This is a genomic window from Draconibacterium mangrovi (assembly GCF_010586825.1).
GTDB classification, from domain to species: Bacteria; Bacteroidota; Bacteroidia; order Bacteroidales; family Prolixibacteraceae; genus Draconibacterium; species Draconibacterium mangrovi.
In genome coordinates, this window is sequence record NZ_JAAAGB010000003.1 from 85,251 (window position 1) to 110,071 (window position 24,821).

Consider the following 24,821-nt stretch of genomic DNA (forward strand, 5'->3'; position numbering starts at 1 on the left):
TATTGAAACATTAATTGCGATATTTGTCTGCGAATTATGCAAACAGAAATAACCATACTTATTTATTTTGTTTTTATAGTTGGGATTGGCGTTTATTCGGCCTTTCGGATCAAAAATCCATCAGATTATTATGTGGCCGGAAAGAAGGCCGGGTTACTGCCTGTATCAGGTAGTTTACTCGCCACAATTCTTGGCGGATCGGCATTAATGGGAACCATTGAATTAAGCCAAACCAGAGGTTGGGCAGCATTGTGGTTTTTGTTCTCGGCAGCAATTGGCTTGTTTCTTCTGGCACCAATTTCAAAATATGTAAGCCGTTACGGAAATTATACTCTCCCTGAATTGTTGGGAAAGTTCTTTGGCCGTAAAGCCGAACGATTTTCAACAATTATCATTCCGTTGGCGTGGTTAGGAATTGTAGCAGCTCAAATAATTGCAGCAGCTCAAATATTGCAGGGGCTTGGCTTTATTTCGTATCAGAACGCGGCCATTTTATCCGGACTGGTTTTTATTGCCTACACCTTATTGGGCGGCCAGTTAAGCATTCTGAAAACAGATACTTTGCAAGCCGTTTTAATTATCAGCGGCTTGGTGGCTCTACTGTTTTTTGCTATTCAGTCACCGGAACATACGCAGGTGGAACCTCTAAAATTTTCAGCGTTGTTTAATTCCAAATTTTCGCTTGTTGATCTGATCGTTCTGTTAATGACTTATTCGGTAACATTTGTTGTGGGGCCTGATATTTACTCGCGCCTGTTTTGTGCCGAAAGTGAAAAAACAGCACGAAGAAGTATAATAATAGTGGCATCAATATTAATCCCTGTTTCATTAGCCCTCACCTATTTAGGTGTTTATTCAGGAAAAGAAAACGAAGGAATTATGGCATTTGCCGGCCACCTGCTTCCGAACTGGGCCTATGGTTTGTTTATTGCTGCATTGCTGTCTGCGGTAATGTCATCGGCCGATACTACATTGCTCACATCAAGTATGATTTTAAGCGAATTATTCAGCGGAAACCTTGAGAAAAAACAGGCGCTTCCTCTCACCCGCTGGCTGGTTGTTGTAATTGGGATTCTTAGTTTACTTATTGCATTGTACATCACCTCGGTAATTCAGGCTTTACTTCTGGCTCTCAGCTTTTTCTCAGGTGCTTTTGTAGTTCCTGTTTTATGCGGATTGCTGGGATTTAAAGTGAACAACAAAAACGTAATTTGGGCTATTGTTTTTGGAGGAGTTACCGCTTTGGCAGGCAAACTGTTAACCTTATTTGATAATCAAAGCCTGGGAAACGGTGTTATTATTCTTAGCTATTTTGTAAACGGCCTTTTTTTGTTTATCGGACGTAAATCAGGAAACACATCCGTATCAACATATCTTAAAGTTTAGCAGATTTTAAATTCTTTATAATTTGATCTGAAATTGCTAATCTATATTCAATCTTCTTACAATTGTTTTTATTTTGTTGCCCATAAATAATTATCGTTACCATACGAAATTATTGTTTTAAACTGTCGGGAGGGGACATTCGACAATTTAAAGATGCTGGACTAAACAAGAGGGGGACTATGAAATACAAGCAGCTTATTGAAAGCCTGGGAAACGAATATTTCTTTTATTCACATAACATAAATGGTGATTACCTTTATATTAGCCCATCGGTTAAAACCATTTTGGGTTACGAAGTTGAAGAGGCAAAACTTGGTCTTGTAAAACACATGACCGACAGCGAATTAAATAAAAAAACCATTGAAGTACTAAAAAAAAGTGCCACTGGTGAAAAGCAAAAAACATTTCAATTTGAATTGTTCACAAAAAGTGGCTCGATTAAAGTAATTGAAATTACCGAATCGCCCTTATACAATGAAAAGGGTGAGCTTATTTCGATTGAAGGCGTTGCCCACGATATTACAAGGCGTATTGAGCGCGAAAAAACCATTAAAGAACAAAACGAAAAACTTAAACAACAAACCGAGGAACTGGAGGCGACCATTGCCGATTTGAAACAAACCCAGTCGCAATTGGTACAGTCGGAAAAAATGCGCGCGCTCGGAAATCTGATTGCAGGTGTGGCACATGAAATAAACACGCCTATTGGAGCGATAAATGCCTCAATCGATAATATTTCGCGTTCTTTGGACGATATTTTGGCGAACATATATACTTTGTTTACACAAATATCGGAGCAACAATTATTGGCATTTCTTACCCTTTTGAAAATGATCCGCCGCGACAAACCACCACTCATTTCGAAAGAAAAACGCTATTATAAAAAACTGGTTAAAGAAAAGCTTGATAACGCCGGTTTTGAAGACACATACACCATTACCGATCACTTGATCTACCTGAACCTTTATGAAGACGCAGACCAGGTTATTCCGATATTACAGATTGAAGATCCCGTATTTATTCTAAAATCGCTTCACAATATCTATTCGGTCAGAAAAAATTCGGAGAACATAAAGATGGCTGTCGAAAAGGCGTCGAAAGTTGTATATGCCCTGAAACGTTTTACGCATAAAGATCAGGGAATGGCAAAAGAACTGAGCAACCTGAAAGAGAATATCGACATGGTGCTAACCTTGCATCATAATCGCATAAAACAAGGTATTGAGGTGGTGCAGAACTACGACGACAATATTCCGTTGATTAACTGTTATCCCGACGAACTGGTTCAGGTGTGGACCAATCTGATATCCAACGCCATCCAGGCAATGGATAACACAGGACAACTTACCATTACCATTAGAAACCTGCAGGAACGTATTCAGGTATCCATTGCCGACACGGGCTGTGGAATTCCTGAAGAGATTCACGAAAAGATTTTTGAACCATTTTTCACCACTAAAAAAGCAGGAGAAGGTACCGGAATTGGACTTGAGCTTGTTTTAAAGATTATTGAAAAACACCAGGGTAATTTAGAGTTCGAAAGCAAAGTTGGAGAAGGAACGACCTTTACCATTACATTACCTGTTAACTAATTCAGTTATGAAAAAGAAGGCAATAGTTTGTGTTGATGATGAAAGCATAATTCTCGACAGTTTAGGCGAGCAGATAAAAAACATTTTCGGAGATGAATATCTGTATGAATCGGCAGAAAATGCAGAGGAAGGGCTGGAAGTAATTGAAGAACTGACGAAGGAAGAAATTGACGTACTTGTAATTGTTTCCGACTGGCTAATGCCAGGTAAAAAAGGCGACGAATTTTTAATAGAGGTCCACAAGAAATTCCCCAGAATAATAAAAGTAATGTTAACCGGACAAGCTGATGAAGTGGCCATTAACAATGCAATTAAAAATGCCGAATTGCATGCTTATATTTCAAAACCATGGTCATCTGAAGATTTAGAAAGAGTAATAAAAACAGGTTTGTCTAAAATTGAAAATAAGGGGTAGATGAAAAAACAAACAATCATTTGTGTTGACGATGAAGAGATAATCCTTGAGGCAATACAGGAACAACTTCAGTCAACTTTTGGTGAAGAATACAATATTGAAACATCAGACAGCGGCGAGGATGCACTGGAATTTTTTAAAGAACTACTGGACGAAGGCCAGCAAATTCCGGTAATTATATCCGACTATATTATGCCGGGAATGAAGGGCGACGAATTATTGAAGGAAATACACAAACTTTCGCCCGAGTCGTTAAAAATACTGTTAACCGGTCAGGCCAGTATCGAAGGAATTAGCAATGCAATAAACAATGCACAACTTTATCGCTACATTGCAAAACCCTGGGATAAAGATGACCTGGTATTAACCGTAAAAGAAGCGGTAAAAAGCTTTCTTCAGGAGATTAAAATTCGTAAGCAAAACAAAGAACTGTTGGAGCTGAATGCTTCGTTAGAGGAGCAGGTTGCCCAGCGAACCGAAGAATTAAGAGAGGCCAATGCCGCCAAAGATAAGTTCTTCTCTATCATAGCTCACGATTTGAAAAGCCCGTTTAATGCACTATTGGGTTTAACAGATGCTATGCTCGAAAACTGGGAGGTATTTGAAGATGAAAACAAGCGCGAGTTTGTTCAGGATATTCACGATACTTCGAAAAATACCTATGCATTGTTGCAAAACCTTTTGGAATGGTCGCGTTCGCAGATCGGATGTTTAAAAATTAATCCTGAAGTTTTTAACCCCGAGAAGTTGGTTAGTGTAAATGTTGAGGTTTTAAAACAACATGCCGATACAAAACAGATCTCCATTACAAATAAAGTAGCTAATGAAGTTCTTTGTCATGCCGACAAAAACATGATTTCAACGGTTTTCCGTAACCTTATTTCAAATGCCATTAAGTTTACTAATATTCAGGGAAATATCGAGATAACCTGTTGTACTCAAAAAGAATTTCATGAATTCTGTATTACCGACAATGGTATTGGTATGAATGAAAAAACAAAGAATGAGCTGTTCAATCTGAATAGTAAAACGCAGCGCGCCGGTACGTCGAAAGAAAGCGGAACAGGCCTGGGGCTTCTTCTTTGTAAAGAATTCGTGGAAAAAAACGGCGGCGAAATATCGGTTACCAGTAAGGAAAATGAAGGCAGTACCTTCTGTTTTACCTTACCGGTAGCAAAATGAACTACCTCCTGACAAGCTACCAAGGTATTAAAAAGGGAATTCTTAAAATTGATCAAGCATCGGAGGATTAACTCATTTATCCCGATACGCCCCTGCTATCGGGATTAGTTCGACTATCTCATTACAGTTCGTTTCTCTCCGGTAATGAGAGTCTCACTGAACTAAATTTCGGCTGTTAATTCATCCAGAAATTTGTGATACTTATCCTCCATCAGTGGCTTTAACTCAGCGTTTACCCACTGATGGTAACCGTTTAGCCATTTGCGTTCCTTATCGCTCAGCAAATCAAATTTTATCAACGAAGTGTCGATAGGGCAAAGTGTAAGCGTATCAAAACCAAGGAAACGCCCGAATTCTGTGGTTTCACGTTCTACACAAACCATCATATTTTCGGTTCGAAGTCCGTATTGCCCTTCGCGGTAAAACGCCGGTTCATTCGATAACACCTGACCGGGCAGCATCAGGTTTTCGTTGTATTCAAGGCGGATTGACATTGGCCCTTCGTGTACATTCAGAAAATGACCAACACCATGTCCGGTACCGTGGTCGTAATTCATTCCGTTTTCCCATAATGCCTGTCGCGCCAGAATATCGAGGTGACAACCCTTTACTCCGTAAGGGAATTTGGCTTGTGTCAAGCCAATCATTCCTTTCAGGGTAAGTGTAAAATCAGTTTTAAACTGATCAGAAACTGCTCCTAAAGCAACTGTGCGGGTAATATCGGTAGTTCCATCGATGTACTGACCACCGGAATCAAAAAGCACTACCCCATCGGCTTCCAACGGCAAAGCATCTTCGGCTCCAATATGAAGGTGAACAAGTGCTCCACGGCTTTTGTATCCAACGATAGGTGGAAAACTTTCGCCTTTAAAATCCTCTTGTTTAGCTCTGAATTCGGCCAGCTTTTTCCCGAATTCGTAATCTGTTATCGTTTCTTTTCCAATTGTCTGTTTTAGCCAGTGCAAACACTCTACCAATGCCACGCCATCTTTTTTCATAGCGCTTCTGAAACCTTCCAGCTCTGTTTCATTTTTTATGGCTTTTTGAATGGCCACCAGCGAAGTCCCTTCAACAAGCTCGTTTTTACCTGACAAGGCACTGTAAGCTGCAAAATTTAAAGTTGACGGATCGATATAAATCGTCTTCCCATTAATTTCGGATAGGTAGTTGTAAAAAGTAGTATAATCTTTCACCTCAACACCATCGGCTTCAAGTTTCGATTTCAGCTCTGAATCGATTTTGGCAGGATCGACAAAAAGAACACTTTCATTCTCGCCAATAACGGCAAAAGCAGTAAAAACCGGATTGTAAGGCACATCCGAACCACGCAAGTTATATAACCATGCCAGTTCGTCTAACATTGAAACGATATGAAAATCTGCGCCAAATTTCGCTAACTCAGCAGCAATTTTTTGTTGTTTTTCAGATCGTGCAACTCCGGCATATTTTACGTCCAACTCAAAAACTTTATCGTTTGGAACAGCTGGACGGTCTTCCCAAATGCCTTCCAATAAATCGGGTGTTTCCACCAGTTCGATATCTTTTTTCAAAAAGCCTTTTTGCAAACTCCTGAAAGCGTCAACTGTCAACGATTGCGCATCGAGCCCCACTTTGCTCCCGGCTGGCAAATTAAGGCTCAGCCAGCTGTCGGGCGATACAGCATCCGTAACGCGCAACTTCTGCATTTCAATGCCGGTACCTTCCAACTCTTCCTTAGCCTGTAAGAAATAACGTGAATCGGTCCATAAAGCTGCTTTGTCAAGCGTTACTGCTACCAAACCATACGAGCCTGTAAATCCCGAAATGTACTCGCGTGTCTCCCATCGTTTGGGTAAATATTCGCTCGAATGCGGATCGGTACCTGAAATGTACCACGCATCAACATCATGCTTTTTCATTTCGGCGCGTAAGGCCGCCAGTCGTTGTTTTATTTCTGTCTTCATTGTTTATGCCTTTGCGCCTTGAAAATAGTCTTTTACAAATTTCTTTATTGAGGGGGCAGGAATATCATCATAATTCAAATCTTCTTCAGCGTAAAACTTATAATCGAGAATATCGTCCATCGGTTTCAGTTCCTCAACCGAATCGGCTGTAACCTGAAATGCCATATCGAGCGTAAATACGCTGTACGCCGAAAAAACATATTCGTTTGGCGCTGAGCCCAGGTATTTTAACGCTTTTACTTTTAAACCCAGCTCCTCTTTTAGTTCGCGTTTTACAGCATCTTCTGCCGATTCCATTGGGTCGATAAATCCGCCTGGCAGATCGAGTTTACCGTAATTAGGTTCAACACCTCGTGTTACCAACATTAATTTTCCTTTATCATCGGTAACTAAAGCAGCCACAGCAGCCGCAGAGTTTATGAAGAAATGAAACCCACAGCCAGCACATTTTAATGAACGCTCGCCTGATTTGTTAAACTCCGCCGAACCACATTTCGGACAATATTCTAAAACTTTTAAAGGATGGGTATTCATTTAATTCGATTTGCGAATGATGATTAACGATTTATGATTTAAGATCTTTCCTTCGTAAATCGTTAATCGTCATTCTACATTCATCATTCATCATTCTATTATTTCTCTTGCTTTCAGCCAGTCGACAAATAAATTTGGCCAGTTATCAGCCGGAATTCCGTTTTTGCGAATACCAAAGCCGTGACCTCCTTTTTGAAAAATATGCATTTCTGCAGGTACGTCAAATTCTTTCAGTTTTGAATAAAAACTGATCGAATTTTTTGGCACCACACCTTTATCGTCGTCGGCCAAAACCAGAAATGTTGGAGGCGTTTCAGCACTTACATTTAACTCGTTCGAATATTTCCGGATCAACTCTTTATCATGTCCTTTGCCGATTAGGTTTCCGCGAGATCCCAAATGAGTAAATTCTTCATCCATGGTAATTACGGGATACAACAACAACATAAAATCGGGCCGACAACTTTGCTGTTCAACCTTATCTGAACTTTCTTTATTTCCATAATCGAAAACGGTTCCGGCAGTTGACGCCAGGTGACCACCCGCGGAAGAACCTGCAATGCCAATCTTTTCGGGATTGATGCCCCACTCATTTGCATTGGCGCGCACAATTCGAATGGCTTGCCGAGCATCGCTCGACGGAACTTCGTGGTTTCCGTAAGGCAGGCGGTATTTTAAAACGATTCCGGTAATTCCTTTGGTCTGCAGAAAACGTGCAATGTCGTATCCCTCGTGGTCCATTGCTTCAACCCAATAACCACCGCCCGGACAAATTACCACGGCAGCGCCGGTATTAATTTCGTCTTCCGGAGAGAAAACATACATTTCTGCTACCGACACTTTTCGTACACGCACTCCGTCGTATTTCTCTTCGGGCTCGGTCATCCCGTTGTCGTTTGGTGCGCCATTTGGCCACACTTTTAATGTTTTATTTTGTGCAATAACAATCACGGTTAGTAATGAAAATAGTAGGATTAGGTTGATTTTTTTCATTTCATTAAAATTGTTTAGTTCATTTGTATTCGATGTAACTCCCGATAAATTTTAATTCTTTCTGTTTGCGATTTGAAGAATTAAATTCATGTTCGTTTCATAATTATTTAGTTTTTGCTCCGACAAAATAATGCTCCTTTTCGCCAAACAATACATTAAAAGTTGTTAGCGAACCATAGGCACGCGTTATATATTGCTGGATATTTACTTTTTCTTCGTCGGTAAGAGATTTGCTGCTGTTGATATTTTGCTCCAAAACACGCAGCCTGTCGCGCAACATTACAATTTTGTGAAAGAATATTTCAATAGGAATTTCTTTTGGCTTAAGCTCAGGATTGGCAGGTTGTAACAATAGGGTTCCACCTTCCCATTTTTCGCCTAAGGGAACTACTTCGTTCAGCGCGGCATGTTTATCCAAAACATAGCTCAAAACCTTTTCAATTTCTCTGATTGATAGTCCTGATTTTGGAGCAGTTTCATTTGCTTTCAAAACGGTAAGGTCGGTATTACGTTTTGTGATTTCTATTTTACCGCCTCGTTCAAAAAATATTTCGTAAGCAGTAAGGTTGTCTTTACTAATTATTCCTTCTCCGTACCGCGGATGTTCAACCCTTGTTCCAACAGTTAAATCTTCCATTTCAGTTTAATTTATTGATCGGTTAAGATAAAATATTTTCAGGTATCAGTTTATGAGAAATGCCACCAACTTATTAATATTCTGAGGCCATAATCAAACGTGGCTGCCCTTTCACACGTTTACGTTTAACTTCGTAATCGCGGGTATACGAAATTACAGAAACCCCTTCGTTCATATAACCACCGAACTGCGTAAGTTGCCCGAAATGATAATTCCCCTGCATCTGGAATGTATGCATGTAAGGCAGACAGCCGGCAAAATCGTTACCGTAAGTTATTAATGCGGTTAAAAAATACATTGTTACATCATAACCCTGAAAACCAAAATTATCAGGTTCCGTTCCGAAGTTGCTCTTATATTTCTCAACGAAATTAATGGTTTGCTGATTCGTATAATCGGTATAATATGGTGCGATGTATTTCAGTTTCAGATTATGAAACTGCTCCAACTGAATGCTCGAATAATTCGGATAACGACTTGACCCAATCAGCGTAATCGAATACTCGTCAGAAAGGTTGTTTAAATTGGAAATGGCCACACTTAACTCACCCTCGTTTTCCGAAGGAATGTAAACCACATTTTCTTTGGTTTTCGACATAATTCGACGTAACCCGAAGCTTCCTTCGTTTTCGAAATCGTAGATCGTAAAGCTAACGCCCTCGCTACTGCTTAACATCCCTGAATTGAAGAATTTTTCGCGCAAAAGTTCGACCAATTCTCCTTCAGGAGTACCCGAATAATCCGAGGTTTTTACAATTATAAAGTTACTGTTGAAATGCTCTTCAGCCACCATTTCTGCCGTTTGACGAGTCAGGTAATCGCGCGACGGATTTACCTGGAAGTAATTGGAATTCGATTGTGTAATCGAAGTCTGCGAAGCCAATGGGGAAACTATCGGAATCCTATTCTTCGCTGCGTATGCTGCAATTTCCTGCTGCACCCTGGGGAAAATTGGTCCGATGATTAAATCCGTCATGAAAAAATCGTTAGCCATAAAATACTGGCGAATCGAATCTTTGTTTCGCTGTGTATCAAAAACATTGAGTTTTACATTAAAACCAATATTCTGCAAGGAATCGACAGCTAAAAGTACACCTTCATAAAACTGCACGAAGTTTTCACTTCCGCCGTAAAACTGTTTAAACAATTCCTTACGCTCTTCCAGTTCAATGGTTGTATCCTGAGCAATTTCTGTTTCCTCACTTGTAAAAAGTGCTGTTGAATCAATTACCAGATCTTCACGGTTCAGCGTATCATTTGCTTCGTAATAAAATGGCAAAAACAGGGCTACGTTGTATGTTTTCCCCGAAAACGAACCTGAAAAATCAGGCACACACGACTCGGGAATTTCTACCGGCATTTCTACCGCATAAAAATCTTCCAGCATATTCGCCGAATCAATGTCTTCAAATACAATATTGTCACTTTCCGGCTGGGCAAAAACTTCCTCAGGCTTTTTAGGAATTAAAATGATTTCGCCGTAAGCCAGATTTCGACGATCGAGTATCGGGTTATATTTTATAATATCGGGAATACTTACATTGTATTTTTTCGATAAACCGTATAAAGTCTCGCCCTTTTCCACCAAATGCTGATCAAAAGCTTCATCGTTTACCGGTTTAGCCATTGGTTCGCTGGCTTCAGCAACCGGAATTTTAATTACTGCTCCTGCCGGAAATCCCGTATTCAAAATCGGGTTAATCACTTTAAGTTCCTCTTCCGAAACATTGTATTTGCGCGTTAATCCCCACATGGTTTCACCCGATTCAATAATGTGTTCAATGTAATTTCGGTTACCTGCAAATTCAATTGGCTGAGGCTTATTTACATCCCCCTCCGATGCGCCGGTTTTTATTTTCAGGGTCATTCCTGTTTTTAGCTGCCTTGCTTCGGGATTTAAAGCGAGAATCTCCTGCTCGGTTGTTCCATATTTCCGGGCAAGCGAATACAAAGTTTCTCCTGAAACCACCTGATGTAATATTGTCTGTTCCCCCGTTCCGGTTTTATTAGCTAAATCACCGGCTTCCGAAGATATCTCTTTTTCCCAGTATGGAATATTCAGTTCTGTCCGCTTTTTAAATTTCCTAACAGTTGGGTTGTAAGCATAAAGTTCCTCCACGGTTATTCCAAACTTTTTGGCAACGGAATAAGCCGTTTCTTTTTTCGATTCGATTTTGTATTTAGTAAATCCTGAGGGGTCTCCCTTTTGGTCTGTTGTTGAATTCGGCATTATAATGCCTTCAACATAAGGAATTTTCAACATCTGCCCTATTGTTAGTCCTTTATCAATTCCCGGATTGTTTTCCTCAAGTGCAGCTTGAGTTACGCCAAACTTCTTGCTCAACGAGTAAATTGTTTCGCCTGTGCGCACCTGGTGCATAACGAACTTTTTGCCTTGAACAACAACAACCTCATTATCAGCAAAATTCTGCCCGAAAACCTGTTCGCTTGGTAACAACAGTAAAAATGCCATGCATAGCAGCAAAAGACTTCTCATTAAAAGTGGATTTAAAAATTCGCTCAAATTTAGTAATTCTGAAAGAACACTTAAATCTTAACGCATAGTTTCGGAATTAATTTTAATATTTTGGGGTAAACACAATCCTAATATTAACACGAACCTTAATTTCATTCACATTTGAAAAGATTTTGACACGTTATTAGTACTTTTGTGCTTTCATTAACAAAAGAAATTTTTCATGCAGGAAAAGATTTTAATCCTTGATTTTGGTTCTCAATACACACAATTGATTGGACGTAAGGTCCGCGAACTAAATGTTTATTGCGAAATTCATCCGTTCAACCACTTTCCGGAAATTGATGAAAGTGTAAAAGGAGTGATACTTTCGGGTAGTCCTTTTTCGGTTCGCGACGAAGATGCACCACGTCCTGATCTATCAGAAATTAAAGGCAAACTTCCGGTATTGGGTGTTTGTTACGGAGCACAGTATATGGCTCATTTTTATGGTGGAGAAGTGGCTCCTTCGAATACACGCGAATACGGAAGAGCAAATCTGGGATTTATCGATCACGATAGTATTCTGTTTGAAAACATCAGTCTGCACTCGCAGGTTTGGATGTCGCATGGTGATACCATCGTAAAACTTCCGAAAAATTATAAGGTAATTGCATCAACCGAAGATGTAAACTTTGCAGCTTACAAAGTTGATGACGAAAAAACCTGGGCAATACAGTTCCACCCCGAGGTTTACCACACCACAGAAGGAAAGCAGTTGCTGCAGAATTTTGTTACCACAATTTGTGGATGCGAACAAAACTGGACTCCGGATTCGTTTGTTGAAACAACGGTTCAGGAATTAAAGGATCAACTGGGTAACGACAAAGTTGTGCTTGGTCTTTCAGGTGGTGTTGATTCATCGGTTGCCGGCGTATTATTACATAAAGCCATTGGAAAAAATCTTACCTGCATTTTTGTTGACAACGGTCTGCTTCGCAAAAACGAATTTGAGGATGTTTTGCATTCGTACGAAGACATGGGACTAAATGTAATTGGTGTTGATGCCCGCAAAAAATTCTGGGACGATTTGGCCGGAGTTACTGATCCGGAACAAAAACGAAAAATTATCGGTCGCAACTTTATCGAAGTTTTTGATGAAGAAGCGCACAAAATACAAGATGTAAAATGGTTGGCGCAAGGAACAATTTATCCCGATGTAATTGAATCGGTATCGGTAAACGGACCTTCTGCAACTATCAAATCACACCACAATGTTGGCGGACTTCCTGAAAAAATGAAGTTAAAAGTGGTTGAGCCGCTTAAGCTTTTATTTAAAGATGAAGTGCGTCGAGTAGGTGCTGCTTTAAACATTAAAAAAGAATTGCTGGGCCGTCACCCATTCCCGGGACCAGGATTGGGAATTCGTATTCTTGGCGATGTAACTCCTGAAAAAGTTAGTATGCTACAGGAAGCTGATGCCATTTTTATTAACGGCCTAAAAAGCTGGGGGTTGTACGACGAAGTTTGGCAGGCTGGCGTAATGTTGCTTCCCGTTCAATCGGTAGGCGTTATGGGCGACGAACGTACCTATGAAAACACTGTTGCATTACGTGCGGTTACTTCAACCGATGGAATGACAGCCGACTGGGTACACCTTCCCTACGATTTTATGGCAAAAATGTCGAACGAAATCATAAATAAAGTTCGTGGAATTAACCGGGTAGTTTACGATATTAGTTCGAAGCCACCTGCAACAATTGAGTGGGAATAGTTGTTGCAGAATGTAACGAAATCAAATTTGGCAGACTTATTGCGTGATTGTTTCGTTATTAATCAAAAATGAGAATTATGGCTGTAACAAAAATTCAACATATTAAAACAATTGGGTTAGGTATCTTTTTAGCATTCTTCCTGATTGAACCAGTTGCTACGCAGGCACAAAACGATGTGCAGGAAAATCAGGTAAAATTTGCCCGTTTACTGCGTTTAGTTGATGGTTACTATGTAGACTCATCGGATATTAGCGACTTAACAGAAAAAGCGATTGTGCATTTGCTTGAGGAGCTTGATCCGCACTCTACATATATTTCAAAGGAGGAAGTGGATAAAATGAACGAACCGCTTAAAGGAAACTTTGAGGGGATCGGCATTTCATTCAATATTTATAAAGATACCTTGCTGGTGACTACGATAATTGCCGAAGGTCCTTCTGAAAAAGTTGGGTTACGTGCCGGTGACCGGATTATTGAGGTTGACGGTGAAAACATAGCCGGAATTGGTTTAAAAAATTCGGATGTTTTTGATTTGTTACGGGGCGAAAAAGGAAGTAAAGTCGATTTAACAGTTGCAAGAAAAGGTGAAACCGATCCCCTGGATTTTACAATTGAAAGAGATAAAATTCCAATTTTCAGTCTGGATGCATCGTACATGTTAGATGAATCTACTGGTTATATCAAGCTAAATAAATTTTCGGCAACAACAACCGATGAGTTTTTAGAGGCCATGTCGGATTTAAAAAAGGAAGGAATACAAAACCTGGTTCTCGATTTACGAAACAATGGTGGCGGTTATCTAAAATCGGCCATTGAGTTAGCCGACCAATTTTTAACTGATGACCAGTTGATTGTTTACACCGATGGCACCAACGATCCGAAAAGAGACTATAAAGCAACAGCAAAAGGTTCCTTTGAAGACGGGAAAGTGGTTGTTTTGGTAAACGAAGGTTCAGCCTCTGCAAGTGAAATTGTTTCGGGTGCCGTTCAGGATTGGGACCGTGGAGTAATAATTGGCCGTCGCTCGTTTGGAAAAGGGTTAGTCCAAAAACCATTCTTCCTGAATGATGGGTCGATGATTCGTTTGACAACGGCACACTATTACACGCCAAGTGGCAGATGTATTCAAAAACCTTATGAGGAAGGCATTAGCGAATACCGTAAAGATTACTCCAACAGAATTAGTAATGGGGAGATGTTTAGTGCCGACAGCATTCATTTTGATGATGAGTTAAAACACAAAACACTGGTTAGCGGCCGCGATGTTTATGGTGGTGGCGGTGTAATGCCTGATATTTTTGTTCCCATGGACACCTCTTCGCATTATGCCTACATCAATAAACTAAGAAGAAAGCAGGTTACCTATAATTTTGTTTTGGATTATGTTGATCTTCACCGTGAAGACATCGCGAAACAATATCCGAAATTTGAAAAATTCAATGAGAAATTTGAGATTTCGGATGAGAATATTGAGCAGGTAGTTGCCAAAGGTATTGAAGAAGGTATTGAAAAAGACGAAGAAAGTTTGTCAATACTAAAAGATGACCTTAAACGGGAACTTAAAGCTTTGATAGCCCGAGACGTGTACTCACGTAACGACATGTACAAAGTTTTAAACGAAAATGACGATGCCATTTTAAAAGCTCTTGAAGTTTTTGATAATCAAGACAAATATGCAGCGCTTTTAGTTACAACTGATTAATTTTATGACTGATATAGTTTCGGAATGGCTCTTAGGTAATTATATTGAAATACTGGGAGCCATTCTTGGTTTAGCCTACATTTTCTTATCCATTAAACAACACATCTTAACGTGGCCAACAGGTTTATTAACCTCGGCACTTTATGTGCTTGTATTTTTCAATACCCGGTTATATGCCGACATGGGGCTTCAGGTCTATTATGTGGTAATTAGTATTTATGGCTGGTATTTCTGGATTACCGGAAAAAAACAAAACGAAAAGAAAGTTGCCGTAAAAACCACCCGAAAAATATTGTGGCTAAAACTGGCAGTGGTTTCAATTGCTCTTTATGCCCTGATCCTTTTTATCCTGAGGAATTATACCAATTCCGACGTTCCGCACATGGATTCAGTAACAACAGCACTCAGCATTGTTGCCACATGGATGCTTGCAAGAAAATACATAGAACACTGGCTGCTATGGATATTTATCGATGCATTTAGCGCAGGTTTGTATGTATACAAAGGTTTATGGGCAACCGTAATTTTATTTATCGTTTACACCGTTATGGCTTTATTGGGCTATATTGAGTGGAAAAAAGATCTGAAAAGTATTGAAACAAACAACTAAAATAATTGCCATTACCGGAGCCGAATCAACCGGAAAAAGTACACTTGCCAAAGCCTTGGCAACGCATTATAAGGTACCGTTCGTACCCGAATTCGCAAGAAATTACGTAGAACAACTACATCGTTCGTACACTTATAACGATGTTATTCTGATAGCACAAAAGCAAGTTGAACAATACAACGAAATGGTTTTGCAGCAACCACCTCTGATTATTTTAGATACCTGGCTTCTCATTACAAAAATCTGGCTGGATGTTGTTTTCGGGAAAGTTCCTGCATGGATTGAAGAAACAATCAAAGAAACTCGTATTGACACTTTTTTGGTTTGTGATACTGATTTGCCCTGGGTCCCTGATAATGTTCGTGAGAATGGTGGAACTAATCGCGAAAAACTTCAGAAAACTTACATAGAGGAAATAAAAAATTACCGATTCTCCTATCATTTAATAAAAGGGAATTACGAAGAGCGAAAAAAAGCTGCAATTCAAGTCATCTCAAGTTTAGATTAAAACCTTCAACAAGAAACTTCTTTTATATGTTATATGTTACAATTCTTAAATGAATGTAATTAGTTTTGTAATATAAATCAACGATATGACAAATAATACCGTAGACCAAAAAATTTTAGATACAGTAAGCAAACTGAGTAACCCTGAATCATACAAATTAGTTTGTCATAAACATATGATGGGAGATCCATTGCCATCAAATAAACAATTGAAACGAATTATTAATCTGGTTCGCGAGATTCTTTTCCCCGGCTATTTTGGAACAACTACTTTAAAAACCACCATAACTCCACATTATATGGGAGTTTATGTTGATGAGTTGCTTGAAATGCTTACCCGTGAGATTTTGGCCGGACTGTGTTTTGAGTGTACCGACGAATCGGAACAAAGAGTTGAAAAACACAGAACAGGAGCCCAGGAAAAAGCGGTTGCTTTTATAGAGTTTCTGCCGGAGATCAGGCGCAGATTAGGTGCTGATGTTGAGGCTACATTTTTGAATGATCCGGCAGCAAAAAACTTTGGCGAAGTTATTTTTAGTTATCCGGGAATCCGGGCTATTACAAATTACCGTATTGCCCACAAACTTCTGGAACTGGATGTTCCTCTTATCCCGCGTTTTATTACCGAAATGGCGCACAGCGAAACCGGAATAGATATCCATCCGCGTGCTCAAATTGGCGAAAGTTTTACAATCGACCACGGTACTGGAGTTGTTATTGGATCGACATGTATTATTGGCGACAATGTAAAAATATACCAGGGCGTTACCTTAGGGGCAAAAAGTTTTCCTCTTGATGATAATGGCAACCCAATTAAAGGAATTCCACGCCACCCGATTTTGGAAAACAACGTAGTTATTTATGCAGGTGCAACTATTCTTGGCCGCGTAACAATTGGCGAAAACTCCGTTATTGGAGGTAATGTTTGGGTAACCAACGATCTTCCCGCCAATTCTCGTGTGGTGCAAAAACGCCCGAGAGATATTCCGTTTATGGACGGAGCAGGTATTTAAGAAACAAAAAATCAAATCATTGAAAGAGTATAAATTGATCGCTAAAACCTTTTCCGGTTTGGAAGATGTTTTGGCCAAAGAAGTGAAGCGTATTGGTGGTAAAAACGTACGACGCGGAAAACGTGCTGTATTTTATGACGGTGACCTTGAAATCATCTATAAGTCAAACTATAACCTTCGTACAGCTTTACGTATTTTAAAAGAGATTGAACATTTTAATTTTAAAACTGTCGATCAGTTTTACTTAAAATGTAAAAGAATAAAATGGCAAAACTATTTTAATGTCGATCAGAATTTTGTGATTAACAGTGTTGTCATAGACTCACGAGATTTTAGAAACTCGATGTTTGCATCGCTTAAAGTGAAAGATGCCATAGCCGATTATTTTCGTGAGAATTTCGGGAAACGCCCAAGTGTTGACACCGATAATCCGGATATTATTATAAATGTTCATATTTTTCAGGATAACTGTACTTTGTCGATTGACAGCTCGGGTGAATCGTTACACAAAAGAGGATATCGTGTAAAACAGGGAGACGCACCTTTAAACGAAGTACTTGCTGCCGGTATGATCTATCTCACAGGCTGGCTTGGAAATTCGGATTTTATGGATCCAATGTGTGGTTCGGGCACTATCCCCATTGAAGCGGCTATGATTGCCCAGAATATTCCTGCTGCCAAATTCCGAAAAGAATTTGCCTTTCAGCTCTGGAATGATTTTGATCCTTTGCTTTGGGAAAAAGTTACAGAACCGGTTGAAAAACGAGAGTTCAGGCATAAAATCTATGCATCGGATATTTCGGGAAGTAATTTGTTAAATGCACAAACCAATGCACGACGTGCTTTAGTATTTAATAAAATACAATTTGCCTGTACCGATTTTAAAAATCTGGATATTGAATTGAATAACGCAACCATCGTAACAAATCCACCTTACGGAGAGAGGCTAAAGGAAAATGATCTGGATGGTCTTTATTCAATGATTGGAGAGCGTTTAAAACACCAGTATGCAGGAAACAGTGCCTGGATCTTAAGCTCTTCGATAGATAGCTTAAAATTTGTTGGGCTAAAACCGTCGCAACGAATCGATTTATTTAACGGGGCTTTAAAATGTAAGTATAATAATTACAGGCTATTTGAGGGAAAGGAAAAATAAGGACATAAAAAAAGGGTTAAAACCGTCCTTGTTTTAACCCCTGTACTAACAACTCAATTGGTTCTGTATATAGGCTATTCTTCTTCAAAATCATAAATATCTTTATCTCTTGAATTTGGTGTTCCTCCACCTCTAACTTCATTTAGTTCTTCTTGAGATAGAACTTCAAAATCAAAATTGTCTGAATTGTATTGTGATATCATAGTTATAGCTTTCATTGTTTAAATTTTTTAGGCTTATTCTTCTTCGAAATCGTAAATATCTTTATCTCTTGATTTTGGTGTTCCTCCGCCGCGAACCTCGTTCATCGCGTCATTAGATAATACTTCAAAATCACTATTGCTCTCTGTGAAAAAATTTGCTATAACTTTCATATCTTATAATCTTAACAGTAAATACTTTTTTTAATGATTATTCATCAAAATCATAAATGTCTTTATCTCTTGAATTTGGAGTTCCACCACCACGAACTTCGCTCATTGCTTTTTCGTTGATTACTTCAAAACCAAAAACTTCGAAAGTATTTTCTGTTGATTCAAACTGTACTCTTTTCATCGTATAATAAATTAATTCGTTAAACTTTTAAACACACATTCACTAATATATTCTGATAAGTAGAAAAAGGTAACCCCCCTTTTTTGAAAAAAATTGAAAAAAGTTCTATTTTGGTGGAATAATTCACAACATCAGATGACAATTTTCAAGCGGATAATCTTTGTTTTTTACCTACTATTCTTACCTAATTTTTTACTTAGTCAAGAAGTCAACACAGACTCGTTAAGACTACTAACCAACAAGTTAGGACAAAATGGGGCCAGATTGGGCAACGAAGGTAAATACACTGAAGCTTTAGAGGCTTTTAAACTGTTTCTGCATGAACGAAAAAAAATTTACGGAGAAAAAGATTATTTTTTAACTCAGCCATATATGATGTTAGGTATTACCTACAAAAATTTAGGTGAAAACGATATGGCACTTAGAAGTTATGAGCTTGCTGAAACAAATTATTATTTGCGTTCAGACCCTCCGCAAGGTCTATTGGGAAGCATATATTTAAATCTTGGCAATGTATATCGAGCCAAATTGGATTATAAAAATGCCATAACCTATTTTAGTCAAGCTTTAAACGTATACCAAAATCAAGATCCTATTGATATTTATGATATTACAAATGCATATTATTCCATTGCGGAGGTTGAATTTGTTAGCAAAAACTACCAATCCGTTATTGACATTGCAGAAAAATGCTATGCTTCGGCTGATACATCCAATCAAATATATTTTGATAACGTTATGGGAGGTAGTTACTATAACCTTAATGAAATCGAAAAAGCAGATTATCATTTTAAACATGCCATTTCATTGTCAGAAGATTATTATGGTAAAGGTATAGACCTCGCCTACGCATACATGAGTTACGCAGAATTTCTTTCAGGTATAAATAATTTTGAAAAAGCAGTAGAAAATTTATCAGAAGCTTATAATATTTTAGAGTATTTCCAAAAAGATTTTGGCCCAGTACTCTCCAATTATTATGAATATGAAGGAAATATTTACAGAAACCGTACAATAAAGACCCAGGAAATAAACCGGTTTAAAAGGGAAAAAAGGCAAAACCTACTCAAATCAATTGATTCCTACAAAAAAGGACTAGCTGCATTGGAAGTAAGCCAAATTGATCCTGAAAGTTCCGATATTAAAATCCGACAAACACGTTCGCTAATGGATTGCCTTGACCTGATAAAAGCAATTGGTGATGTATATCTTGAAATAGCCCTGCTTGATAATGAAAATAAAGGCATCGATTACAGCGAAAACCTTGATTATGCACTAAGCTGCTATAACAATACGAGTAACCTTATTCAACAGGCGCGAAAAGAAATTTCAAACGATGAAAGTAAAATTCAGCTGTCGAACCTGCAATATCAGACTATAAGTAAAATTATTGAGACAGCCTATCTTGCCTATAGTTATTCGGGAAATCAGGAATTCCTTGATATTGCTTTTAATAATTCAGAGCAACTAAAAAGTAGTGCGTTATTCGATAAAATTGCCAATGAACTAGCGCAGGAAAATAGTTTAATCCCTGACAGCCTGCTGGAACTGGAGCGTAAATTAAATAATACTATTGCCAACTATTCCGAATTACAATACGAGGAATTAAGCTACGATGAACCAGATAGTTCGTTATTGGACGAATTTAATGATAAGATTTTTAATGCATCGCGGCAAAGAGATGAGCTGAATCGGTTTATGGAAGAAAGTTACCCCGACTACTACCAATTAAAATATTCCAACTCGTCGCTTAGTTTAAATGAAATACAAGATAGGATTGACCGAAAGGAAGCAATTGTTGAGTATTTTTTAGCTGAACCATCAACGGAAAACATTAAAAATAGTAGTGATGCCGATACATTAACTTCGTTGTATACGTTTTTTATTACCAACGACAATATTGAATTTCACAAAAAAACGCTCGACAACGGAGAAATACAGGCTTTGGAAGAAACCTTTCGGTTTATTTCATCTACCGACTACATGTTTACACACAACGAAGATGCAAAACAATACTGCGTTTCTTCGCACCGTTTATACAACATGCTGCTTGCCCCTTACGAGCAAGACATTACTGAAAAACACCTGACAATAATACCTGACGGAAAACTAAATTACATTGCATTCGACGGACTATTAAAAACGCTGCCCGACACAAGTGAAACCATCCGTTTTAACGAATTGAACTATCTGGTAAAAGATGTAAATATTAACTACGCTAATTCGGTAAATATTTTCCTTAAAAACAAAGCTGCGAAACCCAAGCTGCGAAACCACACTCTGGCATTTGCTCCAGAATACAATTCGGAAGAATTCAAAATGACGGGAACAAGCTATAAACTTGCACCACTACCGGGCGTACAAAAAGAAGTTGATGATATAGCTAAATCAGTTAGTACTACTATTTTTAGAAGCAAAGATGCAACCGAGCAAAATTTCAGAGAAGAGAGTGGCAATTTTGATATTCTTCACCTGGCAATGCACGCGTACATAAACGATTCGTTACCGGCGTATTCCCGTCTGGCATTTAGTCAAAATACAGATACAACGACTTTGGATAATGATGGCTGGCTAAATACCGCAGATATCTACAATCTCGAATTAAATGCCAGCATGACGGTTCTAAGTGCATGTAACACAGGAGTTGGGAAACTTCAAAAAGGAGAAGGACTGATGAGTTTGGCAAGAGGTTTTTTATATGCCGGATGTCCATCGGTAATAATGTCGCTTTGGGAAGTTGAAGATGCTGCAGGCACAAAAATTATGACCTCCTTTTATAAATACTTAAAAGCAGGAAAAACAAAAGATGAAGCGCTTCGGCTTGCTAAACTGAAATACCTTGAAGAATCGAATTCAAGACTTGCTCACCCGCATTATTGGATGAGCTTTAAATGTATTGGAGATAATTCTCCGGTATATACCAGTTATGATCTTTACTTTTTTGCAATTCTTATTCTTTTGATCATCGCTTTTTCAATCGACCAGGGAATTCGCATAAAAAAAGCCCGTCGTAACCGACAGGCTTAATTGAATGTGTATATGTTTTCGAATTAATCTATTGGACGATTCTTCGATTATTTGAAAGAGTACTTGAGCTTTCTTAGGATTGCCTTGGCATCTTTTTGGTAATGACCCTTACGATCAATAACTGCCAGCAATTCTTTCTTAGCCTCTGCTCTTTTATTCATTTTCAGGTAACAAAGTGCTTTATACCACTCGGCTTCCTCTATGAACATATTATTTCCGTGATCAATAACTTTAGTATACTCAGTTACCGCTTTCGGATATTTATTCAAATTCTGATAACTCAAACCTTTATAAAACTGCGGAACAAATTGCTCATCAGCTTTAACTGTTACATTATTCAGCAAATCAATAGTCTTTTGGTACTCATTCTGCTGAAAATACATTTGAGCCTGATGTATTACACTCACATCGCTGTCAACCGAACGTTCAGATGCCCAGGTTGTCGACTCAAAGTACTTGTCGTACGAATTGTCCATTGTATTGGTATTCATTTGCATTGCACCAAGTAAACCTACCAATACCAAAACAACGGCTACGCTGCTGCGCCAGAATTTTGTGGTACCAATCTCTATACGAGGCATTATAATCGATTTCACCTCTTTCTTCTCGGATTCTTCTCTTGCGTCTTTTAGTTTCTGGCGTAAGCCCATGATATCCATCTCTGAGACGGCAGAGTTTATATTCTCGCGAAGTGCCACTTCCGCCATCAGATCGGTATTTTCTTTTAATTCGGCACTGAATTCTTCTAATAAACTTTCCTCCAGTACTCCATCAATAAAGTCTTCAATGGCCTGTTCACTAACGTTCCACGATGTTTCAGACTCCATGATATTTCTCAATTCACTTCTCAGATCCATTACATCGGTTTCTGCAACAGCCATTTCAAGCTCTTTATGCAAACTAACTTCTGATTGTAACAGTTCATTTTGGTTCAACTCAACTTCAAATTCGGCCAAAATATCGTCACCCATTTCTCCCTCAAGATATGAGTCGATATCTTCAACTGAATACTGCGGTTCAACCGATTTTGCCACTTGCTGCAATGTTTCGCGCAAGTTCAGGATATCTGTTTCCAAAACAGCTTCTTCCAGGCCTTCCAGACCTTCCATATCAAAACCGTTCAGGTCATCTTCAATAACGACTTGCTCAGAACCGTTTTGCTCTTTGTAATAATGGTGAATGTTTTCGTTGCTGGTTCGTTCATGCTGATACACATGAACTTTTGGGAGCGATTCGAAACTTTCAATAAGTTCTTCGGGTGTTAACTCTGCAGTGGCTTCTTCAAATTCGCTGAAGTTGTCCAACAGCTCGAAAGAGCCATTTAACCTGCCATTTTTTGTACTGTTTGTTTGAATTTTTTCGAGTTTCCCTTTAAGATCAAGAATATCCATTTCCAAAACGGCTGACTGGATATTTTTGTGAAGTTCAACTTCATCTCTTAATTCCTGGTTTAATTCTAACTCTTTTTCAAATTCTTCTCTCTCTTGTTTGTTTAAAAGATCTAAACAGTAATCTTCAATGCGTCCAAATAATTCTGCTTTAGGTGTCATCTTCAAGTATCTTTTTAAATTCTGTATCTTGCTTAATGCGCTTTATCAACAGTTCTTTACATTTATACTTTCTTGTTTTAGCGTATTTTTCAGTTTTGTAGCCCATAATTCTCGCAATTTCTTTTAGCGGGACCTTTTCAAAAAACATCTGTAATAGCTTCTGACAATCTGTACTCAAGGTTTTGAAATGCTTTTGATACAATCCGTATTTCTGGTTTTTATCGACCAATTCTACCAGGTTGTCATCGTAAACGTCTTCCTGGAACGGCAATGAATCGTTCAGCTTTTCTTTCTCAATCCGTCGTTTCTCTAATTGCTTTAACCACAAAAAACGACACACTGAGAATAAATATCCTTGAAAAGAACTCTTTTCGAAAATTAAATCGTTTTCTTTTAATTTCCTGTAAATTACGATAATAGCTTCCTGAAAAACATCACTGGCATCGTCCTCACTTCCTTGGTTTTTCTTAATGAAATAATTTACTTTATAGTAGTACTGTTTGTATATGTACTGCAAAATTAAATTATCGTGCCTTAAGATTCCTTTCAGGATTTGCGCATCCGTATAATTTATCATCTTCTAATATATTATTCGATTATTGGTCAAAAGGTAACCCTCTATTTAAATTTATTCTATACACAACTTAATAACCGCCTTGTTGGCAAACGTGTAATTTCGCTTATTAACAAGCCGTTACAAGATTTGATAAAGATAAAAATTTAATTAAAAAAAGAAGAAAACTTTTGGATTTAATGTTGGGGAGGGTCTATAAAAACAAAAAGGACAGGTTCAACAACCCATCCTTTTCTCATTAAACTAACTAACCTAACTAAACCTAAACTTATGAAAATAAACGTACCACAAAGATAAAGGCATATTGTAAATCCGACAAGAAAAAGATGTTAAATGGTGTTAAACCTTTCAACAATTAACATTTTATTTACTGTGCTACGAATGTGTATTGGATTGTTCCTTTTTGGCGGGTGGGCGCTGAGTTGTCGCTGTTAAAAACAGTACGGCTTGCAGCTTCTTTGGCATAGGCAAAAAGTTGCTTATCGCGGATAGAACTATCGTCGCGAGGTTCTGCTTCAACAACCCTGCCCTGCCGGTTAACAGCAATATCCACGATAACAGTTCCTCCGCCCTGACTCAGATACACCGGCACGGGCAAACTTATGTGGTAACGATTTTCCAGGTAGTAAACGATATTACTTTCACCGACATATATTACGTTCTTTATCGAGTCGCGATCCATGCCTTCAGTAGTTTCAACCGGCATTTCTATATCACTCAAATCAACTATTTCCTTAGCAAGATTTTTATTTACATTGGATACAAGTTGCTGGGCAGCTTCCACTTCCTTTAAATAGTCATCGTCAAAAAACTCGTCGGTTGAAGTGGTGGTGTTTTCTGTAGCAGATTGATTCGAAGCAACATTTGTTCGAGTATTGGTAGTTTGTTCGATATTGGGTTGATCTGTACTTTCTTCCTCCACCGTTTCGGGTTCATTAATTTCGGGTTCCAGCATTTCTGCCGGAAATTCAATTAAGATTTCCTCTTCTTTTACATTGCCTTTCATATCTACATCGGCCAGTAAAAACGCAGAAAATAACAGAATATGAAATACCAGCGTACCGATTACTCCATAAACATTTCTTCTGTATAACTCTCCTATCTTCATTTGCAGCAAAAATATAAAATTAGCAACGATATAAGCCCGAAATCAAAGAGAATACTAATTTATTTATGTTGAACATTATCCGGGATATGCACATAAAAAAAGAGTTT

Annotated in this window: 22 protein-coding genes; 11 read left to right on the plus strand and 11 right to left on the minus strand. The window is 38.5% G+C overall.

Translation table 11 applies throughout. The features are described 5' to 3' along the window. The first annotated feature begins 36 nt into the window (after positions 1-36). From G4420_RS09785 to G4420_RS09800, 4 genes are all read left to right on the plus strand, one after another. Positions 37-1,386, plus strand: a complete 1,350-nt coding sequence (locus G4420_RS09785; protein ID WP_163323470.1) for a sodium:solute symporter family protein — start codon at positions 37-39, stop codon at positions 1,384-1,386. Positions 1,387-1,565: 179 nt separating this feature from the next. After that, complete coding sequence (locus G4420_RS09790; protein WP_163323471.1) at positions 1,566-2,978, plus strand: PAS domain-containing sensor histidine kinase; 1,413 nt, start codon at positions 1,566-1,568, stop codon at positions 2,976-2,978. Between the two features lie 7 nt (positions 2,979-2,985). Further along, positions 2,986-3,393, plus strand: coding sequence for a response regulator (locus G4420_RS09795; protein WP_163323472.1), 408 nt, complete (start codon positions 2,986-2,988; stop codon positions 3,391-3,393). Continuing rightward, on the plus strand, positions 3,394-4,575 hold the full coding sequence (locus tag G4420_RS09800) for a hybrid sensor histidine kinase/response regulator (protein ID WP_163323473.1): 1,182 nt from the start codon (positions 3,394-3,396) through the stop codon (positions 4,573-4,575). Between the two features lie 161 nt (positions 4,576-4,736). Here the strand turns inward: G4420_RS09800 and G4420_RS09805 are convergent, their stop codons facing one another. From G4420_RS09805 to G4420_RS09825, 5 genes are all read right to left on the minus strand, one after another. Next, positions 4,737-6,518 (minus strand): aminopeptidase P family protein, encoded by a 1,782-nt coding sequence (locus G4420_RS09805; protein ID WP_163323474.1) that lies wholly within the window; start codon positions 6,516-6,518, stop codon positions 4,737-4,739. 3 nt (positions 6,519-6,521) lie between these two features. After that, positions 6,522-7,052 carry an NUDIX domain-containing protein gene (locus tag G4420_RS09810; RefSeq protein ID WP_163323475.1) on the minus strand — a complete coding sequence of 177 codons (531 nt, stop codon included), beginning with the start codon at positions 7,050-7,052 and terminating at the stop codon, positions 6,522-6,524. A 90-nt stretch (positions 7,053-7,142) separates the two neighbouring features. After that, on the minus strand, positions 7,143-8,045 hold the full coding sequence (locus G4420_RS09815; protein WP_163323476.1) for an alpha/beta hydrolase: 903 nt from the start codon (positions 8,043-8,045) through the stop codon (positions 7,143-7,145). Positions 8,046-8,148: 103 nt separating this feature from the next. Next, positions 8,149-8,682: a hypothetical protein gene (locus G4420_RS09820; RefSeq protein WP_163323477.1), complete on the minus strand. Its 534-nt coding sequence runs from the start codon at positions 8,680-8,682 to the stop codon at positions 8,149-8,151. Positions 8,683-8,755: 73 nt separating this feature from the next. Continuing rightward, the gene (locus tag G4420_RS09825; protein ID WP_163323478.1) at positions 8,756-11,179 is read right to left on the minus strand and encodes a LysM peptidoglycan-binding domain-containing protein; all 2,424 of its coding nucleotides are present in this window, start codon (positions 11,177-11,179) and stop codon (positions 8,756-8,758) included. A 202-nt stretch (positions 11,180-11,381) separates the two neighbouring features. On the opposite strand from G4420_RS09825, the gene guaA reads away from it, so the two are divergent. From guaA to G4420_RS09855, 6 genes are all read left to right on the plus strand, one after another. Further along, positions 11,382-12,911 (plus strand): glutamine-hydrolyzing GMP synthase, encoded by a 1,530-nt coding sequence (gene guaA, locus G4420_RS09830; RefSeq protein WP_163323479.1) that lies wholly within the window; start codon positions 11,382-11,384, stop codon positions 12,909-12,911. A 77-nt stretch (positions 12,912-12,988) separates the two neighbouring features. Continuing rightward, entirely contained in the window at positions 12,989-14,614 is a 1,626-nt protein-coding gene (locus G4420_RS09835; RefSeq protein ID WP_163323480.1) for a S41 family peptidase, read from the plus strand. Between the two features lie 4 nt (positions 14,615-14,618). After that, positions 14,619-15,224, plus strand: coding sequence for a nicotinamide riboside transporter PnuC (gene pnuC, locus G4420_RS09840; protein ID WP_163323481.1), 606 nt, complete (start codon positions 14,619-14,621; stop codon positions 15,222-15,224). Next, positions 15,208-15,732 carry an AAA family ATPase gene (locus G4420_RS09845; protein WP_163323482.1) on the plus strand — a complete coding sequence of 175 codons (525 nt, stop codon included), beginning with the start codon at positions 15,208-15,210 and terminating at the stop codon, positions 15,730-15,732. The genes pnuC and G4420_RS09845 overlap by 17 nt, the downstream gene beginning before the upstream one ends. An 85-nt stretch (positions 15,733-15,817) precedes the next feature. Continuing rightward, positions 15,818-16,744, plus strand: a complete 927-nt coding sequence (gene epsC / locus G4420_RS09850) for a serine O-acetyltransferase EpsC (protein WP_163323483.1) — start codon at positions 15,818-15,820, stop codon at positions 16,742-16,744. Positions 16,745-16,763: 19 nt separating this feature from the next. Then, positions 16,764-17,900 (plus strand): THUMP domain-containing class I SAM-dependent RNA methyltransferase, encoded by a 1,137-nt coding sequence (locus tag G4420_RS09855; RefSeq protein ID WP_163323484.1) that lies wholly within the window; start codon positions 16,764-16,766, stop codon positions 17,898-17,900. Between the two features lie 74 nt (positions 17,901-17,974). On the opposite strand, the gene G4420_RS09860 is transcribed toward G4420_RS09855, so the two are convergent. The 3 genes from G4420_RS09860 to G4420_RS09870 are packed head-to-tail and all read right to left on the minus strand — an operon-like array spanning position 17,975 to position 18,455. Then, positions 17,975-18,118, minus strand: a complete 144-nt coding sequence (locus tag G4420_RS09860; RefSeq protein ID WP_163323485.1) for a hypothetical protein — start codon at positions 18,116-18,118, stop codon at positions 17,975-17,977. Between the two features lie 18 nt (positions 18,119-18,136). Continuing rightward, positions 18,137-18,274: a hypothetical protein gene (locus G4420_RS09865; RefSeq protein WP_163323486.1), complete on the minus strand. Its 138-nt coding sequence runs from the start codon at positions 18,272-18,274 to the stop codon at positions 18,137-18,139. Between the two features lie 37 nt (positions 18,275-18,311). Then, positions 18,312-18,455, minus strand: coding sequence for a hypothetical protein (locus tag G4420_RS09870; RefSeq protein ID WP_163323487.1), 144 nt, complete (start codon positions 18,453-18,455; stop codon positions 18,312-18,314). Between the two features lie 264 nt (positions 18,456-18,719). Here G4420_RS09870 and G4420_RS09875 point away from each other — a divergent pair, with 264 nt between their 5' ends. Then, entirely contained in the window at positions 18,720-21,482 is a 2,763-nt protein-coding gene (locus tag G4420_RS09875) for a CHAT domain-containing protein (RefSeq protein ID WP_163323488.1), read from the plus strand. 47 nt (positions 21,483-21,529) lie between these two features. On the opposite strand, the gene G4420_RS09880 is transcribed toward G4420_RS09875, so the two are convergent. The 3 genes from G4420_RS09880 to G4420_RS09890 all read right to left on the minus strand — a co-directional run bounded on the left by G4420_RS09880 (position 21,530) and on the right by G4420_RS09890 (position 24,714). Continuing rightward, positions 21,530-23,032 carry a tetratricopeptide repeat protein gene (locus G4420_RS09880; RefSeq protein WP_163323489.1) on the minus strand — a complete coding sequence of 501 codons (1,503 nt, stop codon included), beginning with the start codon at positions 23,030-23,032 and terminating at the stop codon, positions 21,530-21,532. Beyond that, positions 23,022-23,609, minus strand: coding sequence for an RNA polymerase sigma factor (locus G4420_RS09885; RefSeq protein ID WP_163323490.1), 588 nt, complete (start codon positions 23,607-23,609; stop codon positions 23,022-23,024). The genes G4420_RS09880 and G4420_RS09885 overlap by 11 nt, the downstream gene beginning before the upstream one ends. Before the next feature lie 364 nt (positions 23,610-23,973). Further along, positions 23,974-24,714: a hypothetical protein gene (locus G4420_RS09890; protein WP_163323491.1), complete on the minus strand. Its 741-nt coding sequence runs from the start codon at positions 24,712-24,714 to the stop codon at positions 23,974-23,976. Positions 24,715-24,821 lie beyond the last annotated feature (107 nt).